The 18,169-nt window shown below is 55.7% G+C and carries 19 protein-coding genes; 8 read left to right on the top strand and 11 right to left on the bottom strand.

Annotation, left to right across the window (positions count from 1 at the left end; translation table 11 throughout):
* Positions 1-60: 60 nt before the first annotated feature.
* Positions 61-1,467, top strand: coding sequence for a type I glutamate--ammonia ligase (gene glnA / locus H1D41_RS10440; protein WP_228848858.1), 1,407 nt, complete (start codon positions 61-63; stop codon positions 1,465-1,467).
* A gap of 115 nt (positions 1,468-1,582) precedes the next feature.
* Entirely contained in the window at positions 1,583-2,488 is a 906-nt protein-coding gene (locus H1D41_RS10435; RefSeq protein ID WP_228848857.1) for a hypothetical protein, read from the top strand.
* Here H1D41_RS10435 and H1D41_RS10430 read toward each other — a convergent pair.
* Entirely contained in the window at positions 2,485-3,318 is an 834-nt protein-coding gene (locus H1D41_RS10430; RefSeq protein ID WP_228848856.1) for a heme-dependent oxidative N-demethylase family protein, read from the bottom strand. The two genes, H1D41_RS10435 and H1D41_RS10430, sit on opposite strands and share 4 nt — an antisense overlap.
* A 152-nt stretch (positions 3,319-3,470) precedes the next feature.
* On the opposite strand from H1D41_RS10430, the gene dddP reads away from it, so the two are divergent.
* The 3 genes from dddP to H1D41_RS10415 all read left to right on the top strand — a co-directional run bounded on the left by dddP (position 3,471) and on the right by H1D41_RS10415 (position 7,300).
* Positions 3,471-4,814 carry a dimethylsulfonioproprionate lyase DddP gene (gene dddP, locus H1D41_RS10425; protein ID WP_228848855.1) on the top strand — a complete coding sequence of 448 codons (1,344 nt, stop codon included), beginning with the start codon at positions 3,471-3,473 and terminating at the stop codon, positions 4,812-4,814.
* Between the two features lie 135 nt (positions 4,815-4,949).
* Entirely contained in the window at positions 4,950-5,957 is a 1,008-nt protein-coding gene (locus H1D41_RS10420) for a formylglycine-generating enzyme family protein (protein WP_228848854.1), read from the top strand.
* Positions 5,958-6,073: 116 nt separating this feature from the next.
* A complete protein-coding gene (locus H1D41_RS10415; RefSeq protein WP_228848853.1) occupies positions 6,074-7,300 on the top strand; it encodes a bifunctional alpha/beta hydrolase/OsmC family protein in 1,227 nt (408 codons plus the stop codon).
* A 96-nt stretch (positions 7,301-7,396) separates the two neighbouring features.
* Here the strand turns inward: H1D41_RS10415 and H1D41_RS10410 are convergent, their stop codons facing one another.
* Positions 7,397-8,290 carry an endonuclease/exonuclease/phosphatase family protein gene (locus H1D41_RS10410; RefSeq protein ID WP_228848852.1) on the bottom strand — a complete coding sequence of 298 codons (894 nt, stop codon included), beginning with the start codon at positions 8,288-8,290 and terminating at the stop codon, positions 7,397-7,399.
* 144 nt (positions 8,291-8,434) lie between these two features.
* On the opposite strand from H1D41_RS10410, the gene purB reads away from it, so the two are divergent.
* The 3 genes from purB to H1D41_RS10395 all read left to right on the top strand — a co-directional run bounded on the left by purB (position 8,435) and on the right by H1D41_RS10395 (position 11,964).
* Positions 8,435-9,739 (top strand): adenylosuccinate lyase, encoded by a 1,305-nt coding sequence (gene purB / locus H1D41_RS10405; RefSeq protein ID WP_228848851.1) that lies wholly within the window; start codon positions 8,435-8,437, stop codon positions 9,737-9,739.
* 87 nt (positions 9,740-9,826) lie between these two features.
* Positions 9,827-10,939 (top strand): FliG C-terminal domain-containing protein, encoded by a 1,113-nt coding sequence (locus H1D41_RS10400; RefSeq protein WP_228848850.1) that lies wholly within the window; start codon positions 9,827-9,829, stop codon positions 10,937-10,939.
* A 104-nt stretch (positions 10,940-11,043) separates the two neighbouring features.
* Complete coding sequence (locus H1D41_RS10395) at positions 11,044-11,964, top strand: lysophospholipid acyltransferase family protein (RefSeq protein WP_228848849.1); 921 nt, start codon at positions 11,044-11,046, stop codon at positions 11,962-11,964.
* Here the strand turns inward: H1D41_RS10395 and H1D41_RS10390 are convergent.
* The 9 genes from H1D41_RS10390 to secF form a co-directional block, all read right to left on the bottom strand.
* Positions 11,928-12,635 carry a DUF1223 domain-containing protein gene (locus H1D41_RS10390; protein WP_228848848.1) on the bottom strand — a complete coding sequence of 236 codons (708 nt, stop codon included), beginning with the start codon at positions 12,633-12,635 and terminating at the stop codon, positions 11,928-11,930. The two genes, H1D41_RS10395 and H1D41_RS10390, sit on opposite strands and share 37 nt — an antisense overlap.
* Before the next feature lie 573 nt (positions 12,636-13,208).
* Positions 13,209-13,739, bottom strand: a complete 531-nt coding sequence (locus H1D41_RS10385) for a DsbE family thiol:disulfide interchange protein (protein WP_228848847.1) — start codon at positions 13,737-13,739, stop codon at positions 13,209-13,211.
* The gene (ccmD, locus tag H1D41_RS10380) at positions 13,736-13,888 is read right to left on the bottom strand and encodes a heme exporter protein CcmD (protein WP_107498095.1); all 153 of its coding nucleotides are present in this window, start codon (positions 13,886-13,888) and stop codon (positions 13,736-13,738) included. Before ccmD ends, H1D41_RS10385 begins: the two co-directional genes overlap by 4 nt.
* 1 nt (position 13,889) lies before the next feature.
* On the bottom strand, positions 13,890-14,639 hold the full coding sequence (gene ccmC, locus H1D41_RS10375) for a heme ABC transporter permease CcmC (protein WP_228848846.1): 750 nt from the start codon (positions 14,637-14,639) through the stop codon (positions 13,890-13,892).
* 44 nt (positions 14,640-14,683) lie between these two features.
* Positions 14,684-15,340, bottom strand: coding sequence for a heme exporter protein CcmB (ccmB, locus tag H1D41_RS10370; RefSeq protein ID WP_228848845.1), 657 nt, complete (start codon positions 15,338-15,340; stop codon positions 14,684-14,686).
* Positions 15,337-16,044, bottom strand: a complete 708-nt coding sequence (gene ccmA, locus H1D41_RS10365) for a heme ABC exporter ATP-binding protein CcmA (RefSeq protein ID WP_228848844.1) — start codon at positions 16,042-16,044, stop codon at positions 15,337-15,339. The genes ccmB and ccmA overlap by 4 nt, the downstream gene beginning before the upstream one ends.
* A gap of 48 nt (positions 16,045-16,092) precedes the next feature.
* Complete coding sequence (locus H1D41_RS10360; protein WP_228848843.1) at positions 16,093-16,449, bottom strand: Mth938-like domain-containing protein; 357 nt, start codon at positions 16,447-16,449, stop codon at positions 16,093-16,095.
* 3 nt (positions 16,450-16,452) lie between these two features.
* Positions 16,453-17,214 carry a sulfite exporter TauE/SafE family protein gene (locus H1D41_RS10355; protein WP_228848842.1) on the bottom strand — a complete coding sequence of 254 codons (762 nt, stop codon included), beginning with the start codon at positions 17,212-17,214 and terminating at the stop codon, positions 16,453-16,455.
* The gene (secF, locus tag H1D41_RS10350) at positions 17,207-18,169 is read right to left on the bottom strand and encodes a protein translocase subunit SecF (RefSeq protein ID WP_228848841.1); all 963 of its coding nucleotides are present in this window, start codon (positions 18,167-18,169) and stop codon (positions 17,207-17,209) included. Before secF ends, H1D41_RS10355 begins: the two co-directional genes overlap by 8 nt.

Raw genomic sequence — 18,169 nt, 5'->3', positions numbered from 1 at the left:
TACGAAGTCCGGATGGTGTCCCTCACAGGCCATCCAAACAACGCAGAAAAGGAAAATCAGATGAACTATGCAGACGTTCTGAAGATGATCGAAGACGAAGACATCTCTTATGTGGATGTACGCTTTACCGACCCGCGCGGTAAGCTGCAGCACGTCACCGTACACCGCGACATGATTGACGAAGACTTCTTTGAAGATGGCTTCATGTTTGACGGCTCTTCCATCGCTGGCTGGAAGTCTATCGACAACTCTGACATGATGCTGATCCTCGATCCGGCATCTGCCTATATCGATCCTTTCTACGCAGAAAAAACCCTGGCGATCCACTGTTCCGTGGTTGAGCCGGACACTGGTGAAGCCTATTCCCGCGACCCGCGCGGCACCGCACAGAAGGCTGAAGCTTACCTCAAGTCCTCCGGCATCGGCGATGTGGCTTACATGGGCCCGGAAGCTGAATTCTTCCTGTTTGACGATGTGCGTTTCTCTGTTGAGATGAACAAAGTGTCCTTCCAGATTGATGCGCAGGACGCCTCCTGGAACTCTGACACCGAATATGAAATGGGCAACTCCGGCCACCGTCCGGGCATCAAGGGCGGTTACTTCCCGGTAAACCCGATTGATGACGCACAGGACATCCGTTCTGAAATGCTGTCCACCATGAAAAACATCGGCATGAAAGTTGACAAGCACCACCACGAAGTTGCGTCTTGTCAGCACGAGCTGGGCCTTGTCTTTGACACGCTGACCAAACAGGCGGATGAGCTGCAGAAATACAAATATGTGATCCACAACGTGGCACATGCTTACGGCAAATCAGCAACATTCATGCCAAAGCCTTACTATGGTGACAACGGCACAGGCATGCACGTGAACATGTCGATCTGGAAAGACGGCAAGCCTCTGTTTGCAGGCGATAAATACGCTGATCTGTCCCAGGAAGCCCTGTGGTTCATCGGCGGTATCCTGAAGCACGCGAAAACTCTGAACGCGTTCACAAACCCGGCGACCAACAGCTACAAACGTCTGATCCCTGGTTTTGAAGCCCCTGTTCTGCGTGCCTATTCCGCATCCAACCGTTCCGGAGCTGTGCGTATTCCATGGACCGAAAGCCCGAAAGCCAAGCGCGTTGAAGCCCGCTTCCCTGATCCGGCAGCCAACCCATACCTCTGCTTCGCGGCATTGCTGATGGCTGGCCTTGACGGCATCAAGAACAAGATCGACCCAGGCCCCGCGTCTGACAAAGATCTGTACGATCTGCCACCGGAAGAACTGGATGGCATCCCAACTGTATGTTCCAGCCTGCGTGAAGCTCTGGAATGCCTCGAATCTGATCACGACTTCCTGCTGGCCGGTGACGTATTCACCAAAGACCAGATCGACGGTTATCTCGCGATCAAATGGGAAGAGGTGTATGCGTTTGAACACATGCCACACCCGATCGAATACAAAATGTATTACAGCTGCTGAGTCAGCCGCTGCTACTGTGAGGGAAAGGCGTCCGATCTGGGCGCCTTTTTCTTTTGCCTGCACCTTTCTTTAATCTCTTTCCGCCACCCTGCCCGGCGTGTGTAAGAGGTGAAATATGCGGAATTATCCCGAACTTCATATCCCGGATGTAAAGCTAATTCAGAGCGACACAGCCTTACTTTACAGCCATCCGGATGATGCCGGGCCTGATGTGTTTCAGGCACAATTGAAAGGGTCCGTGGGGCGTCAATATGCGCTGCAACCCTGCGGCGATGGAAGGTTTCTGGTGCTCCATCAGGGGGAAGCCTGCCTGACTGTCAGTGCCGCCGTCCTGCCCTTGTCTGCCGGGCAGTTTTCCGGGATCACCAACCAGGAATTTGGCGCGTTGTCTGCCCTTGAAATCCGCACTCTGATCCTGCGCCATGAAGGGCACATTCTGATCACCCGCAATCGCCCGGATGTACCAGCAGAGGTTCTGCGTGATTTCACGCTTTGGCTGACGCAGCGCCACCCGCCAGAGGCGGTCTTCTGGGGCGACACGGGGACTATGTTCACGCCAGCGGAATTTGTCAGCCTCGCAGGCAAAGCCGGCGCGCCCCTTTCCCCGGAACTGCTGATCAAACCCCGCGCCTTCCGATCCGGGGCGCGGCTGGATGGGATTGAACTGAAAGGCTTTCATGCGGTCGGGGCCGAGGCGATCTTTGATCTGCCTGTCACCATTGCACAGGGCATGCTGGACTTTGCAGATGCTTTTGCCGCCCTGAAAGATCTGGCACTGGATTTCCGCGATCAGGGGCCATTCTATGATCAGCTTTCTCCCGAAACAGATCAGACCGCCGTGCTTTTTGACAGCAACGAATTGCGGATCACCGCGCAACGCATTCAGACCGGCGGCGCAAACCCACACCACCGCCTGCTGATCCGCGCAGAAGATCCTGTTGTTCTTGATACCTTTGCCGAAACACCTGCCCCGGTCTTCGCCACACGCGAAGACGCCCTGCGCGCCGCTTTACGGGCTTAAGCATTTTCCGTTTCAATCGGATGGGCTTCAAGACCGGCACGTTGTTCGTCGGTCAGATCTTCCCGCCGGATCAACGTGGTGTGAATCGAGAAAATCACCGCATTGCTTTTTGGCAGACGCACAAGGCTTTGCCGCTCTGAGCGCAGATAATTCGCCTCCAGCACCTCGGGGCGATCTCTGGGGGCGTTTTCCAGCCGCGGATGGAACAACGCGTGATCCTCATAGAACAGCGCATTCGCCCGCCACAGCCCCCGCCCGGGCCGGATCGCATCAAACATCCGCTGCACGCGTTTGGCAACATCGTCATCATAGCTGCCCACAGGCACATGGATGGCGATCAGCGGTTTCATGAATTTCTGCGCAAGGGTCCAGCTGGCCGGAAAACACAAAAGCGCGCCGGTCAGAACATGTTCATCCGCCCCGTCAGACTTTTCCATGATCACGAAGTCTTCCTGCACAAGCTTTGACAATGTGATCAGAGGATTCGCGCGGTCAATCGCGACAAGCGTCCCGTCAGGGAGCGCGACGCGCGCGCCGGTCAGGGTGAAACCGTCTGTCTCGCTGAGTTCCGCCAGCACATGATCCAACAATTCCTCTGCCGCAGGGCGTGCACCATCTGACAAAGCGTGCACCAGATCCGGGCATTCTTCAATCAATCGGGCTTTTTCCGCCAGCTGCCCCTGGTACGCCTCATCCTGCTGCAGCCACTGCCCTGGTTCCATCGGCATCACCCCAGGCAGTCGGCGCGACTTTTCTGCCATCCAGGGCGCGAAACGCAAATAATCCTGCAAAATCGGAAAAGGGGCCGCTGCGGGCATTTTTTCAGTCATTGGCTTTGTTTCCATGGCTCGGGCGCGTCTTCCCCCTTGCTAAAGCAATCGTTTCATAAACGCTCCTGAAAACCGACATGGATCAAGTCGGATTCAGGCGGGACAAGTTTTGTGCCGCAACGAAATCTGGGCCAAATAAGGGAGACAGCCAGATGAGCCATTTCAGAGACCGCCGTAAGATTGACCCCACCAAAGGCACACATCTTGCGGACGGCAGCCCCAATGAAAACGACCGCGTTGAAATCGGCCCGACCTTGCTGGCAATGCAGGAATGGGAAGCCGCCGGCCTGATCCTGCCGAACCTGGAAAACATGCGCCAGTTCCGCCTTGATCGTCTGGTCGCGGGCATCAATCAGCGCGATTATGGCGGGGTTCTTCTTTTTGATCCGCTGAACATCCGTTACGCCACCGACAGCACCAATATGCAGCTGTGGAACACCCATAACCCCTTCCGCGCAGTGCTGGTTTGTGCCGATGGGTATATGGTGATCTGGGATTATAAACAGTCGCCTTTTCTCAGTGAATTCAATCCATTGGTGCGTGAACAGCGATCCGGCGCAGATCTGTTTTACTTTGACCGTGGCGATAAGGTTGATGTGGCGGCGGATGCCCTGTCCAACGAAATCCGCGTGCTGATCGAAGAACACGGCGGCGGCAATATGCGTCTTGGCGTCGACAAAGTCATGCTGCACGGATTGCGTGCGCTGGAAGCCCAGGGGTTTAACATTCACCCGGGGGAAGAGCTGACGGAAAAAGCCCGTTGTATCAAAGGCCCCGATGAAATTCTCGCGATGCGCTGTGCTTCTGTGTCCTGCGAAGTTGCCGTGGCCGAGATGGAGGAATTCGCCCGTGCTGAGGTGCCCAAAGGCGGCATTTCTGAGGATGACGTCTGGGCGGTTCTGCATGCGGAAAACATCCGGCGTGGTGGTGAGTGGATCGAAACCCGTTTGCTGACCTCCGGCAAACGCACCAATCCCTGGTTCCAGGAATGCGGCCCCCGTGTCATTCAGAACAATGAAATCATCAGTTTTGATACAGATCTGATCGGATCCTACGGCATCTGCGTTGATATTTCCCGCAGCTGGTGGATCGGCGATGAAAAGCCCCCTGCCGAGATGATATATGCCATGAAGCACGCCCGGGAACATATTGACTACAATATGGAAATGCTGCGTCCGGGCCTGAACATCGAAGACCTTAGTCGCGGATGTCACAAGCTGGATGATCAGTTCCAGAAACAGAAATACGGCTGCATGATGCATGGCGTCGGTCTGTGTGATGAATGGCCTCTGGTGGCTTATCCCGATGCAATGGTTGAAGGTGCGTTTGACTACGAACTTCAGCCCGGCATGGTGTTGTGTGTCGAAGCCCTCGTCAGCCCGGAAGGCGGAGATTTCTCGATCAAGCTGGAAGATCAGGTTCTGATCACCGATGACGGCTATGAAAACCTGACGAAATACCCGTTTGATAAGGCGCTCTGCGGGGAAGAACTCTGACGTCCTGACAGGATGATGTGATTTTACACCATTGCCACTGCACGGGTTATTGCGACCTGTGCAATGCAACCCTGAATTGATATGAAACTCATAAAAATTCAACGGATTCCGATCCGGATTTCAGGGAAACATTTCATGTCCAGAACACTGACGTCATTGTTCCTTAGTTTCACATTATCTGCCTCTCCCTCAATCCTGAACGCAGAAGACAATGGCCAGGTCATCAGCCCGCCACGCCTGGAACCTCTCGCTCATTTTCAGGAATGCGCAGACTGTCCGGAAATGATCACCATACCGCCGGGCAGCTTCATGATGGGGGCAACAGAAGAAGAAGCCCGTGACCAGCTCACAATCTACAATTCCTATGACGCGACAAAAGATTCTTCGGATGGGAGGTTTCGTTTCGTACCCATTGAAGAGCCACGCCATCCCGTTGAAATGGATATTCCCTATGCCATGGCCCGCACTGAAACCACCCAGGCAGACTGGATGACTTGTGTTGAGGCGGGTGCATGTTCCCATGTGCCGGACAACTGGATTCTGAAATTCGCGGGCTATGCGCCTCTGGGGCCGGATCACCCGGTCGTCAATGTATCTTATCTCGATACGCTGGAATATGTGGCCTGGCTCAACAGCCTTGTCGGCGCGGATGTCTATCGCCTGCCCACCGAAGCAGAATGGGAATATGCCGCCCGTGCGGGCACAACCACGCGCTTTCCCTGGGGGGATGAGGTGACGGCAGATCAGGCGAATTTTTCACGCGAGATGACTGAAAGCATACAGGGCCGTATTAGTGGGAATGAAGTTTCACGCCCTGATCTGGTGAACCGGGGAATTCCCGTTCCCGTGGATGAACTGAATGCCGCCAATCCATGGGGCCTGCGGCATATGCCGGGGAATGTGCATGAAATCACCATGTCGTGCTGGACCAGAACACATCTGGGGCTGCCCACAGACAGCGCTTATCTGGAACACGCCCGGACGCAGGACACATGTGAAATTATGGTCGGAAAAGGTGGAGGATTTAACTCTGCAATGAGTGCTCTGCGGCCAGCAAATCGGTTTCGCCCCCGATGGGACACCAGGGACTACGTTCGAGGGTTTCGTGTGATCCGCGAGCTTCAGAACCTCCCCGGCAGCTGACATCCTTTCTTCACATCCCGCCACTTCTGCTCACCTTCCCGTGAGACCGCCGGTCTGTGGGTTGATTGCGTCCTGATGTCACGCCAGATTGCAGGTTCTGCCAAAGAGGAAATCCCATGCCAACAGAGCGTATCACATTTACAGGTCACAGCGGCGAAGAACTGGCCGCCCGTTTCGATTTACCCGAAGGCCCGCATCTGGGCACAGCGATTTTCGCTCATTGCTTCACCTGTTCCAAAGACATCACGGCTGCACGGCGTATCGCCGGGCGTCTGGCGGGCATGGGCATTGCGGTTCTGCGCTTTGACTTTACCGGGCTTGGTCATTCTAAGGGCGAATTCGAGAACACGTCTTTCACATCGAATGTTGATGATCTGATCCTGGCAGCAGAATATCTGACACAACGCAACATGGCCCCGGGCCTGTTAATCGGCCATTCCCTGGGTGGTGCAGCGGTTCTGAAAGCCGCAGGCCGGATTGACAGCGTGAAAGCTGTGACAACCCTGGGCGCGCCATTTGATCCGGAACATGTGACCCATAACTTTGGCGGTGCTCTGGGCAAAATCTGTGCGGAAGGCAAAGCGACAGTTGACCTTGGCGGACGTCCCTTCACGATCCGCAAGGAATTTATTGATGATGTCGCCGGCGAGAACTTGTCTGATGATATCGGCCGCCTGAACCGGGCCCTGCTTGTCATGCATGCGCCGCAGGATACAACCGTTGGAATTGAAAACGCCGCTGAAATCTTTGGCGCGGCCAAACACCCGAAAAGCTTTGTGACTCTTGATAAGGCCGATCACCTGATCACCGATCCCTGTGATGCGGAATATGCGGCAGAGGTCATAGCAAGCTGGGCCGGGAAATATCTGGACCTGCGCCCGCCTGCCCCGCCCATCGGCGCGCCGGAAGGCATCGTGCGCATATCCGAGGCTGACGCTGAAGGCTTCATGCAAGACATCCAGAGCGGGCCCCTGCATCATGCGGTGGCCGATGAACCCCTCGCCTATGGCGGCACCAACCGGGGCATGTCGCCTTATGGGTTTATGGCAGCTGGCCTTGGGGCCTGCACATCAATGACCATCCGCATGTATGCCCGTCGCAAAGGCTGGCCTCTCACGCATGTGGCGGTGGACGTGAGCCATGATAAGGTGCATGCGCAGGACGCAGGGGACGGCAGCATCGCGCCTCCGGGTTCAAAGATCGACAGCTTTTCCCGGATGATCCGTCTGGATGGGGATCTGGACGCAGGTCAACGCCAGCGCCTACTGGAGATCGCCGATAAATGCCCGGTGCATAAGACACTGGAAAGCAGTTCCGAGATTAAGACCTGCCTGGCGGATTGAACAAAGGCAGCCGGGGGCCAGCCCCCGGTCCCCCGGGATATTTGAAGAGACAAAATTTGCGGCACTAAGACGTCCCCGCAAGAGAGCGGCAAAGATTCAGCGTGGCAAGGTAAACGGGGCAAGAATACCGTAGTGATCTGAACCCAAAAGCGGACGTCGTCTGATTTCTGTGGCGTAATCACCCGGCACCAGGACATGATCAATTGGCAAAGAAATCCGCCCGTGCTTCATCGGAAAAGTATAAAGCAAATGACCGGCACGCTGCGTATCGGTCGCGCCTTCGATGCTGCGCACCGTATGTGACCAGGGCACCATATTGAAATCCCCCGCAACAAGGACAGGCCCTTCAAGTGCCTCCAGCTGCGGCAGAAGCCGTTCCACCCGTGCCGCCTGACCATAGGGGAATGGCCAGTGCAGATGCAGGGATACAATCCAAAGCGGACCGTAAGCGGTTTCAACCTGCAGGGCGACCATGCCTTCGCCTTCAATGCAGATCGACCCCATATCCGTGCGCGACAGAGAGGATGCAATCGCAACACCGCCTACCCGGGCGAAATCGCAATATGCCTGTGAGGGATGGCTCTCTGCCAGGTCGGCAAGCAGTGATATATTTTCTGCATCCACTTCCTGCAATGTGACGATACCTGCTCTCGAAGCCAGAATATCCTGCTGCAGTGGCCCGGTATCCAGCATGCGAAAAGACATATTCTTCTGATAAACAATCAGATCAAAGTTTGAAGCGGTGCCAATCTTCAGCCCGTAAAACCAGATCCCGACAGCGATCCATGCCCCTGGCAGCGCCAACAACAGCCACCAGGCTCGTTTGCCTCGCCAGAAGATCGCGCCCGTCAGGGCAACAACCATCAACCCAAAAGCAAAATGCCAGCGGAACACCGCCAGCGAATCTCCCAGGGGATGCAGCGCGCCCAGATAGCTGCCGATCAGCGGAAAACCGAAAGCGAGTGTCAGGAAAATCAGAGAATATCTCATGTCTCTGCCTGACATATGCCCATTCCTGAGGCAAGCGGTCGCGACCTGCCCCCGATTGGCGGCCATATACCGCGCAAGGCTTGCAAATTTCGCCCCACACCCTATGAGACTGGGAGCAACGCCAACCCGCATAAAGGCTTTGCCATGATCCCCCGTTATTCCCGCCCCGAAATGGTTTCCATCTGGTCCCCTGAGACCAAGTTTAAGATCTGGTATGAGATCGAGGCCCACGCCTGTGATGCGATGGCCGATATCGGGGTGATCCCGCGCGAAAACGCGGATGCGGTCTGGAAAGCCAAAGACGTGGAATTTGACGTCGCGCGCATTGACGAAATCGAAGCTGTCACCAAACATGACGTCATCGCCTTCCTGACGCATCTGGCCGAACATGTTGGCTCTGAAGAAGCGCGCTTTGTGCACCAGGGCATGACATCTTCCGACGTGCTGGATACCTGCCTGAACGTGCAGATGGTGCGCGCCGCTGACATCCTGCTGGGTGGCATGGACCGTGTGCTTGCGGCCCTGAAAACCCGCGCGCTGGAACATAAAGACACTGTACGTGTTGGCCGGTCCCATGGGATCCACGCAGAACCCACCACAATGGGTCTGACATTTGCGCGTTTCTATGCGGAAATGGATCGCAACAAGAACCGCCTGGAAAAAGCCCGCTGGGAAATTGCGACCGGCGCGATCTCCGGTGCGGTTGGCACATTCGCGAACATCGATCCCGCTGTTGAAGAACATGTCTGTGAAAAACTGGGCCTGCGTCCCGAGCCGATTTCAACTCAGGTGATCCCGCGTGACCGCCACGCCATGTTCTTTGCGACATTGGGTGTGATTGCATCTTCTATTGAGAACATCGCAGTTGAAATCCGCCACATGCAGCGCACCGAAGTGCTGGAAGGCGCAGAGTTTTTCTCTATGGGCCAGAAGGGTTCATCCGCGATGCCACATAAGAAGAACCCGGTTCTGACCGAAAACCTGACCGGTCTTGCGCGTCTTGTGCGTATGGCTGTGATCCCGGCGATGGAAAACGTGGCGCTGTGGCATGAACGCGATATTTCGCATTCTTCTGTCGAACGCGCCATTGGCCCGGATGCGACCGTAACCCTTGATTTCGCGCTGCACCGTCTGGCGGGTGTTGTTGAAAAGATGCTCGTGTTCCCGGAAAACATGTTGGACAACATGAACAAATTCCCGGGTCTCGTGATGTCTCAGCGTGTGCTGCTGGCCCTCACACAAGCCGGTGTTTCCCGTGAAGACGCCTATTCCATGGTGCAGCGTAACGCGCTGAAAGTCTGGGAAGAACGCCTTGATTTCCGTGAACTGCTGCTGGGCGACGCTGAGGTTGTCAAAGCGCTGGGCGAAGATGGGATCAACGAGAAATTCGACATGGGCTATCACACCAAACATGTCGACACGATCTTCAAACGTGTTTTCGGCGAATAATCTGTAAGGTGTAAGGGGTCTCTTAACGCTTTCACGGCCATAGTCGGGGAAACCCGGCGGAAAGCCGGTAAAGCGATGGAGAACCCCTTGCCCGACGGATTACCCGGCCTCCCCTTGCCCCCGCCCCTGCCCGCGATTGGCGGACAGGGCCATGACAGCGATAACCTGCCCGTTGTCCCCCAGCTGCCGCAAAGCCAGAAAGCGGCGATTCTGGTGCGTCTTCTTCTGAACGAAGACATCAAACTGCCTCTTCAGGATCTGCCCGAATCCTGTCAGGTTTTACTGACAGAACACATGGCATCTATGCGCATCGTAAAGCGTGAAATTTCACGCGATGTCGCCAAAGAATTTCTGCGTGAACTTGTGACCATTGGCCTGACGAATTCCCGTGGGCTGGAAGGCGCATTGAGCGATCTTGAGGGTGTGATCAACGAAACCACCATTCAGAAAATGCGCCGTGAAATCGGTCTGAAAGCCATCTCTGATCCCTGGCTGCGGCTGGAACGGCTGGAAAACGAGAAACTGCGCAATATGCTGATGTGCGAAAGTACAGAAATTGCCGCTGTGGTTCTGTCAAAACTGTCTGTCTCCCGCGCCGCAGAACTTCTCAGTTCCCTGCCCGGCGACATTGCGCGCCGCATCACCTGGGCCATGTCCATGACCGGCACTGTCAGCCCGGATGCGATTGAACGTATTGGCCTGTCACTGGCCAGCCAGCTTGATTCTCATGCGCCGATGGCCTTTGAAGAAGCGGCGGAAAACCGGGTTGGCGCGATCCTGAACCAGGCGAAAGCTGCTGTGCGCGATGATCTTCTCGAAAGCCTTGAAGACGAAGATCGCGAATTCGCCCGTGAAGTGCGCCGATCCATCTTTACCTTCGCCCATATCGCCACCCGTCTGGATCCGATGGATGTAACTAAAATTCTGCGCGATGTGGAAACCGGGGCGCAGATTGATGCATTTGCTTTCGCAACCACAGACCCGGAAAGCGACAATGCGAAAACTGTTGAATTTATGCTTACGCAAATGTCGTCGCGCCTGGCTGACAGTCTGCGCGAAGACATGGAAGCCCGTGGTGAGGTGAAAGAAGAAATCGGCGAAGCTGCCATGGGTAAAATCGTGTCCGAATTGCGCCGCCTCGCGGACGCGGACGAGATCGTGTTGCTGGAAATCGAAGAAGAGGAAACCGAAAAAGCCTGACCCCACAATTCCCCGCTGAAACACCCGGTTTCATTCTCAGGACTTGCGGGCTGCGGCCCTCTGACGTATTCCGGCAGAAACAAACCGGAGCGCAGATCGCCCTTATGGCTTTTCAACGTAGAGATATCCCGGATTTCGCGGTTAACATTCTGGCCCGTGGTACCCTGGGCCTTATGGGGCTTTTGCCTTACCGCGCCCGCGTCGCGCTTTTTGGCCGGTTTTTTGAACATATCGTGGCCCCGCTTGCCGGCTGGCGCAAACGGGTACGGGATAACCTTGCATATGTTATGCCAGATCTGCCCCCGGCTGAGGTAAAACGCCTTGAACGCAAAGTTGCCAATAACGCCGGGCGCAGCCTGATCGAAATCTATTCCGGCGAAGAATTCAAACGTCACGCGGCAACTATGCCCATCACGGGCCCAGGCCTTGAAGCCATGAAAACAGCCCAGGCAGAAGGCCGCCCTGTGGTACTGGTGACCGGACATTTTGGCAATTACGACGCACCGCGCGCGGCCCTGATTGAACAGGGACTGAATATTGGCGCGCTTTACCGCCCTATGCGCAACCGTTTCTTCAACGAACATTACACAAAATCCATCGCGGCAATCGGCAGCCCGGTTTTCCCAAGTTCACGCAAAGGCCAGGTGGAAATGATACGTTTTCTGCGTGGCGGTGGTGTCCTTGGTTTCTTTATAGACAACCACGTTGGCAGGGGTATCGAAATGGATTTCTTCAGCAAAAGCGCGATGACAAGCCTTTCGGCTGCTCAAATGGCCCTGAAATACGATGCGTTGCTGCTACCCGTCTGGGGCATTCGCGGCGACGACGGTTTCAGCTTTGAAATCCGTACAGGCGCTCCGGTGCAGCACACCGACGCTGAAAGCATGATTGCGGAGTTAACGTCACAACTTGAAGAAATCACGCGCGACCATATGGAACAATGGTTCTGGATACATCGCCGCTGGAAGCCGGAAGTGATTGAATATCATCAACGCAAACGTGCAGCTGCAAAGACAGGCCCGTGACCTTCCTGCTGAATCAGCACCACAATTGGCAAATCACCTGTCACGTCTGTTTCCAGAGCAAGATCAGAGGCAGCGTCCCATCGCCCCACCGCTTCAAACCCTGTAACAACTGAACTATAGGGCATTGTTTTTCCCGCATTTTCACCACGGCGAATTTCGACACGCTCTTCAGCGCTGTACCGTAGCAGCTGAACCCGCAATTCGCCTTCCGATGGATCATAGCTGATATTCTGCGCAGAAATGTGCAGCACGTCCCCGTCGCGTTCGATATCCATGTTCACACGCGCTGGCCGGGCCTGATGGGCCTGAATTGCGCGCTCCAGTTCAGCGGGGTCACTGCCAACAACAGAGGTTTCCCCGTTCAGGATCATCTGTGGCGTATAAATCATGCGTCTGTCTGACGCCCGGGCATAGCCCCGTTGGCGTGCAGTATATTCCGGACGGGCGAATGTATCGGCCCAACCGATATAGTCCCAGTAGTCCACATGCAGAGCCAACGTGATCACATCGTCTCGTCCGGCATGATCGCGCAACAAAGCGTCTGCAGGCGGACATGAACTACACCCCTGTGAGGTAAAAAGTTCAATGACAAGTGGCCCGCTCTCTTGTGCGCCTGCCGGAGCTGCCAGAGAAAACAAGACTGCTACAGTGCTGAGAATTTTTCTGATCATTCTTTCCATACCTTTATCCGGCTTTTTGTGTAACTCAGAGCGGATACAAAGGCCAATCAAGGTTTTGCGAGGACGCAGCGTCCCAAAGATTTTCACGAAAGCCTGACTGGCAGCCATTCAGGAATCGCTTTGTAACACCTGACCTTTCCGCCATGCCCCCACACCCCAAAAATGCCTGGAAACCGCCACATTTTGTATTTCCGTCAGGTAAACTTCTTATTTATGTCGTAATTTGAAAATGAATTAATTGCGAAATGCGAATAAGTGAAAGTATATTCCGATTCAGCCTATTTTTTTCTGGATTCAAAACCCGCGCCAGGCAAATATTAACCTGTGTAAGAATAGTAGTATGTTTATGATTGATCTGAGTTCACCAAAAGGTCTGGTTCGCCGGACTTCTCTTCCACTCCCCCTGCTTGAGACAGGACTTCTGCTACTTTTGATTGTGTCGCCACTCATCCTCGGTTGACACATCCCCTGAATGCGCTTGCGCAAACAGGTCAGAATTGCAGGAAACAACACTTTGTGCAGTGGGTACCTCACAACCCACTGCACATTTTATTTTAGTGCAACTTATTCGGTGCCTGCAGCCGCTGCCAGCGCAGGGCGGATCACCCCTTCCAGGGTCCGCTGGGTAATTGGCCCGGCGAAACGCAGGACAATGCGCCCTTCTCCGTCCAGAATATAGGTTTCCGGCACACCGGCCACGCCCCATTCAATCGCCGTACGCGCAGAAGGATCCGCGCCAATGGCTTCATATGGGTTGCCAAGCTCATTCAGGAAACCGACAGCATTCTCGGGATTGTCTTTGTAGTTAATTCCGTAGATCGGAAAACCTTCCTGGCGCAGCAGTTCAAGGTTCGGGTGTTCCGCCCGACAAGGTGCACACCAGCTGGCCCAGAAGTTCACAAGTTTCACACCGCCGGTGGTCAGAACTGCGTGATCAATCTCTGGCAGGTCTGCCAGCGGTTCCACAAACAGATCCGGTGCGACAGATCCCTGCCGCCCCTCAAAGCCTTTCTCACCACCAAGGCCCAGAAAAGCAAACACCAGAAAGCCGCCAAAAATCGCAGGCGGCAGCGCCATAACCGGGTTGAATTTCATGACTGATCCCGTCTTGCTTCGATTTCACGCAGGGCACGCGTCACACGTTTTGCCCGCCAGATGCTGGCACCTACAAGGGCCAGAATCAACGCAATGCTGACACCATAGGCCAGCAGAACCTCAAAGGCGTAATCACCAAGTTCAGGCATCTCAGCCAATCCTTTCACGGGCCAGAAGGGCGGATGTGCGGCGCACACGGATCTCTGTACGGGTGCGCAGCAGAACCAGCATGACAAACAGCAGGAAGAACCCCAGAATGCTTAACGCCAGCGGGTAAAAATAAACATTGCTGACTTTCTCAGCCGTATCCGCGCCAGTCACCGCATCCACACGCCCGATGGATGCGCCCTGATGCAGCCCCTGGTTCCAGAAGTTCACCGCATAGCGCGACAGAATGGCAAAGACCGTGCCAACAAGGCAAAGAACCGATGTCAGATCAGCTGCGGTATCCGGGTTCTCAACCGCTTCCCACAGGGCCATATAGCCAAGATAAAACAGCGCCAGAATCAGAAAAGACGTAAGGCGCGGATCCCAGGCCCACCAGGTGCCCCACATGGGTTGCCCCCAGACAGCACCGGTGATCAGCGCAACCAGGGTCATGACAAAACCGATGGGAGCGGCAGCACGGGCAGCAAGGGCCGACACATGATGACGACGGATCACCCAGATCAGAGAGGCCACAAGCATCATAAACCATGCGTTAATCGCCAGCATCGCAGCGGGCACATGGATAAAGATGATTTTAACGGTGGATCCTTGTTTGAAGTCGTCCGGCGTCAGGAAGAACCCCCAGAACAAAGCGGCCGTGATACTAACGCCCGCCAGTACCGACACCCACGGCAAAACAGCGCCCGACAGGCGCATGAATTTGACCGGATTTGCATATTCCCAAAGTGACATGGCGGTTAGCTAACTTTCTTTGTCGTGCGCTTCAAGGGGGCGCATCAGCGCAGGTTCGCCCTCAGCGCCGCAGCGCCTGCCACGGGCAGAAAGGCAAGCGACGCAAGGGTGATAACGGTCAGTAGGATAAAGGGCGTGGTCGGATCTTTGACATTCATCAAAGCGCTGGCACATTCCGCGCCGAACACAAGGCTGGGCACATAAAGCGGCAACACCAGAAGCGATAGCAAAAGCCCGCCCCGGCGCACGCCTACGGTCAGCGCCGCGCCAAAGGCGCCGATAACGGACAGGGAAAGCGTGCCGGGCAGCAATGATGCCATCAGCCAGAAGTACCCTTCCGCCGGCAGGTTCAGAAGCACGCCCAGCAAGGGCGATACCAGGGTCAGCGGCAGGCCTGTGACCAGCCAATGCGCGATAGATTTGACCAACACTACACCAGACAGCGGCAATGGCGCACATAACAACGCATCCAGCGTGCCATCTTCAAAATCCAGCGCAAAGATCCGGTCCAGCGTCAGCAGGCAGGCCAACAGCGCCCCAACCCAAAGCACCCCCGGCGCGATCCGCGCCAGCAGCTGGGTTTCCGGGCCGACGCCAAGCGGCACAAGGATCACAACCATCAGGAAAAACGCAAGGCCCAGCCCGGCCCCGCCCCCTGCCCGCGTGGCAATGCGCAGATCGCGGATAAGAAGTGCCATCATAACGCGCCCTCCTCCAGAAATGCTTCATCGCCCGCAGCGTCTTCTGCCTCCGGTGGAGTATCATTCAGATCGCGGCGGGTGGAATAAGGTTGCAGGTCCAGCGTCGCCGCCTCAACGCCCGGATCAATATGGGTGGCGATCAGGGCCGATCCGCCCGCCGCACAATGGGCACGCACCGCATCGGCAAACAAGGTTACGCTGTCTGCATCCAGCGACACGGTCGGTTCATCCAGCGCCCAGATTTCAGCACCTGTCACCAGAAGCCGCGCCAGCCCAAGGCGGCGTTTCTGTCCGGCAGACAGGCTTTGCGCCGGACGCGTGGTCAGATCACCCAGATAAAAACTGTCTACCGCCTGATCGACCTTCGCTGCAATTTGTCCCCGCCCGACAGCCCCATGCACAGAGGCCCAGAACCGCAGGTTTTCCTGCACGCTTAACGTCGCCTTAATCGCATCCGCATGCCCGGCCCAGGCCACAGACCCGTTCACCGTCACAGTGCCGCGCAAAGGTGGCTGCAGCCCGGCGATGGTACGCAACAGCGTGGTTTTGCCGACACCATTCGGCCCGCGCAACAGCACAGCAACACCCGGGGACAGTTTAAAACTGACGCCACGCAGCACAGGCACACCGCCGCGCGTGCAGGTCAGGTTTTCAACCTTCAGCCCGCCTTTTGGCAATTCTTCTGATGTTTCTGTTCCGCTCATATCGCGCCTGTCTGTTCTCACGCCCGCTTTATCACATGCGCCCGTTTATCAAACCGTCAGCATTGCCGCAGCCACCCGGCGGCCTTCAGACAGCAGAATGTTATAGGTACGCGCAGCAGACGGCGATGACATAGGTTCCACGCCCAGGCCCGCAGCTTCCAAAGCCTCACGAAAGGCACGCGGCGGATGGGCCACATCTTCGCCCGTGCCGCAGAATACAACATCCACGTGATCCTTCAGCGCCGCAATCAGCGTCTCTGTATCCTCAAACCCGCCCCAGGAGGTGATCCCGGTGGACGCGACAATCACATGGCCCTCAAACACTTCGCCTCCAATGCGGAAAAATCCCGGCCCGTATCCATCCACGGGTTTCGCGTCAGTATAGCTGATCTCATTCAGGCGCATGTTTTAATCCCACACAGGCAGACCGGACACCGCCGCCCCGCCAATCACAATATAGGCCAGGACACGATAGCTGCGTTCATATTCAGGCCTGAAAATAGCAGCGCCCACGACATTTGCCAGCATATAAACCGGCGCAATCACAAGACCGATCCAGATGGCAGTTGGGATCAGCTCGCCATACAGCCACAGCACCCCCAGCATCAGGATATCGGTCAGCAGCAGATACAGAAAGATATTCGCCCGCACGACCGACACAGTATGTTGGCTGGCCATATACAGCAGGATCACCGGTGGGCCGGGAATGCCTGCGACACCGGCCAGAAAACCGCCCATGCCGCCTGCCATCCAGATCATATGTTTTTTCAGCTCCCCCGGATAGCGCACCTCTGAAATCAGAAGCACCAGCAGCACAAGCGTGGTGCCAGAAATAAGATAGCGGAAGATCTCGGGCGCAATCAGCGAGAGGATATAAAGCCCCAGCGGCAACGTCAGCGCCATCCCCCCGACAAGGCGCAACACATCACGTGGATGGCTTGCACGCCACATCTGCGGGATCAGGGGCACGGGGCCGATCAGATCCATGATGATCAGAGTTGTCAGGGCTTCAAAAGGAGTCAGAACCTGGCCAGCAAAGGGCAGATAAATCAAGGCTGTGCCAAATCCGGCAAAACCGCGGACAAGGCCCGCAAGGGCCACGCCAAAACATAGAAAAATGATCCCCTCTGCCGATGCAGCGACCAGCAGAGGGGACAGGAACTCAGGCATCAATATCTGCGTATTGGCCGGAAACTTTGCGTGCAGCTTCCTTAGACCAGTCGCGCTTTACACCCAGACGGTTCAGAATAGCCGAGGCCACGAAAACCGAACTATACGTCCCGATGACAACGCCCAGGATCATTGCAAAGACAAAACCCCGGATCACATCGCCGCCCAGCACAAACAGCGAAATCAGCGCGATCAGCGTGGTCACAGATGTCATCACGGTCCGTGACAGAGTTTCGTTGATGGACAGGTTCAGAACCTCAGTTAACGCGCGGGTTTTATATTTGCGCAGGTTCTCACGTACCCGGTCAAAGACAACCACGGTATCGTTCAGAGAGTAGCCGACAATCGTCAGCAGTGCCGCAATGATCGCCAGATCAAATTTGATCTGCAGCAGGGAAAACGCCCCGATGGTGATCACCACGTCATGCACAAGTGCTGCAACAGCGCCCAGGGCAAACTGCCATTCAAAGCGCAGCCAGATGTAGAACAGAACCGCAGCAATCGCCGCAACAACCGCAAGCACCGCTGTCTGCACAAGTTCGCCAGACACTTTCGGGCCAACACTTTCCACCGCTTCAAAGCGCAAGGTTTCATCCACCCCTTGCAGGGCGTCCAGCACCGCAGCGGTGGTTTCAGCAGCAACGGCTGCATCCTGTGCTTCAATCCGGATTTGCGTCACGTTATTTTCCGGTTTCAGAGGATCGCTCACCACCACAATTGACGTATCGCCCAGCCCCAGAGGCTGCAGTGCTGCACGGTAATCCGCGACCACCACTTCATTGTCCGCATTGGTGCGGAAGGTCGTGCCACCCCGGAAATCAATCCCGAAGTTCAGACCCATCATGAGGAACAGCACAACAGAGGCCGCCATCATCACAACGGAAAAACCACCTGTCAGCGCACCGCGCGAAAAGAAATCATAGCTGGTTTCGGAAGGAACAAGTTTAAGTCGCAT

It is taken from the genome of Halocynthiibacter styelae, from assembly GCF_016123485.1.
Taxonomy (GTDB): Bacteria; Pseudomonadota; Alphaproteobacteria; order Rhodobacterales; family Rhodobacteraceae; genus Halocynthiibacter; species Halocynthiibacter styelae.
The sequence above is the reverse complement of the archived record's forward strand: the minus strand, read 5'-3'. Positions and strand labels throughout refer to the sequence as shown.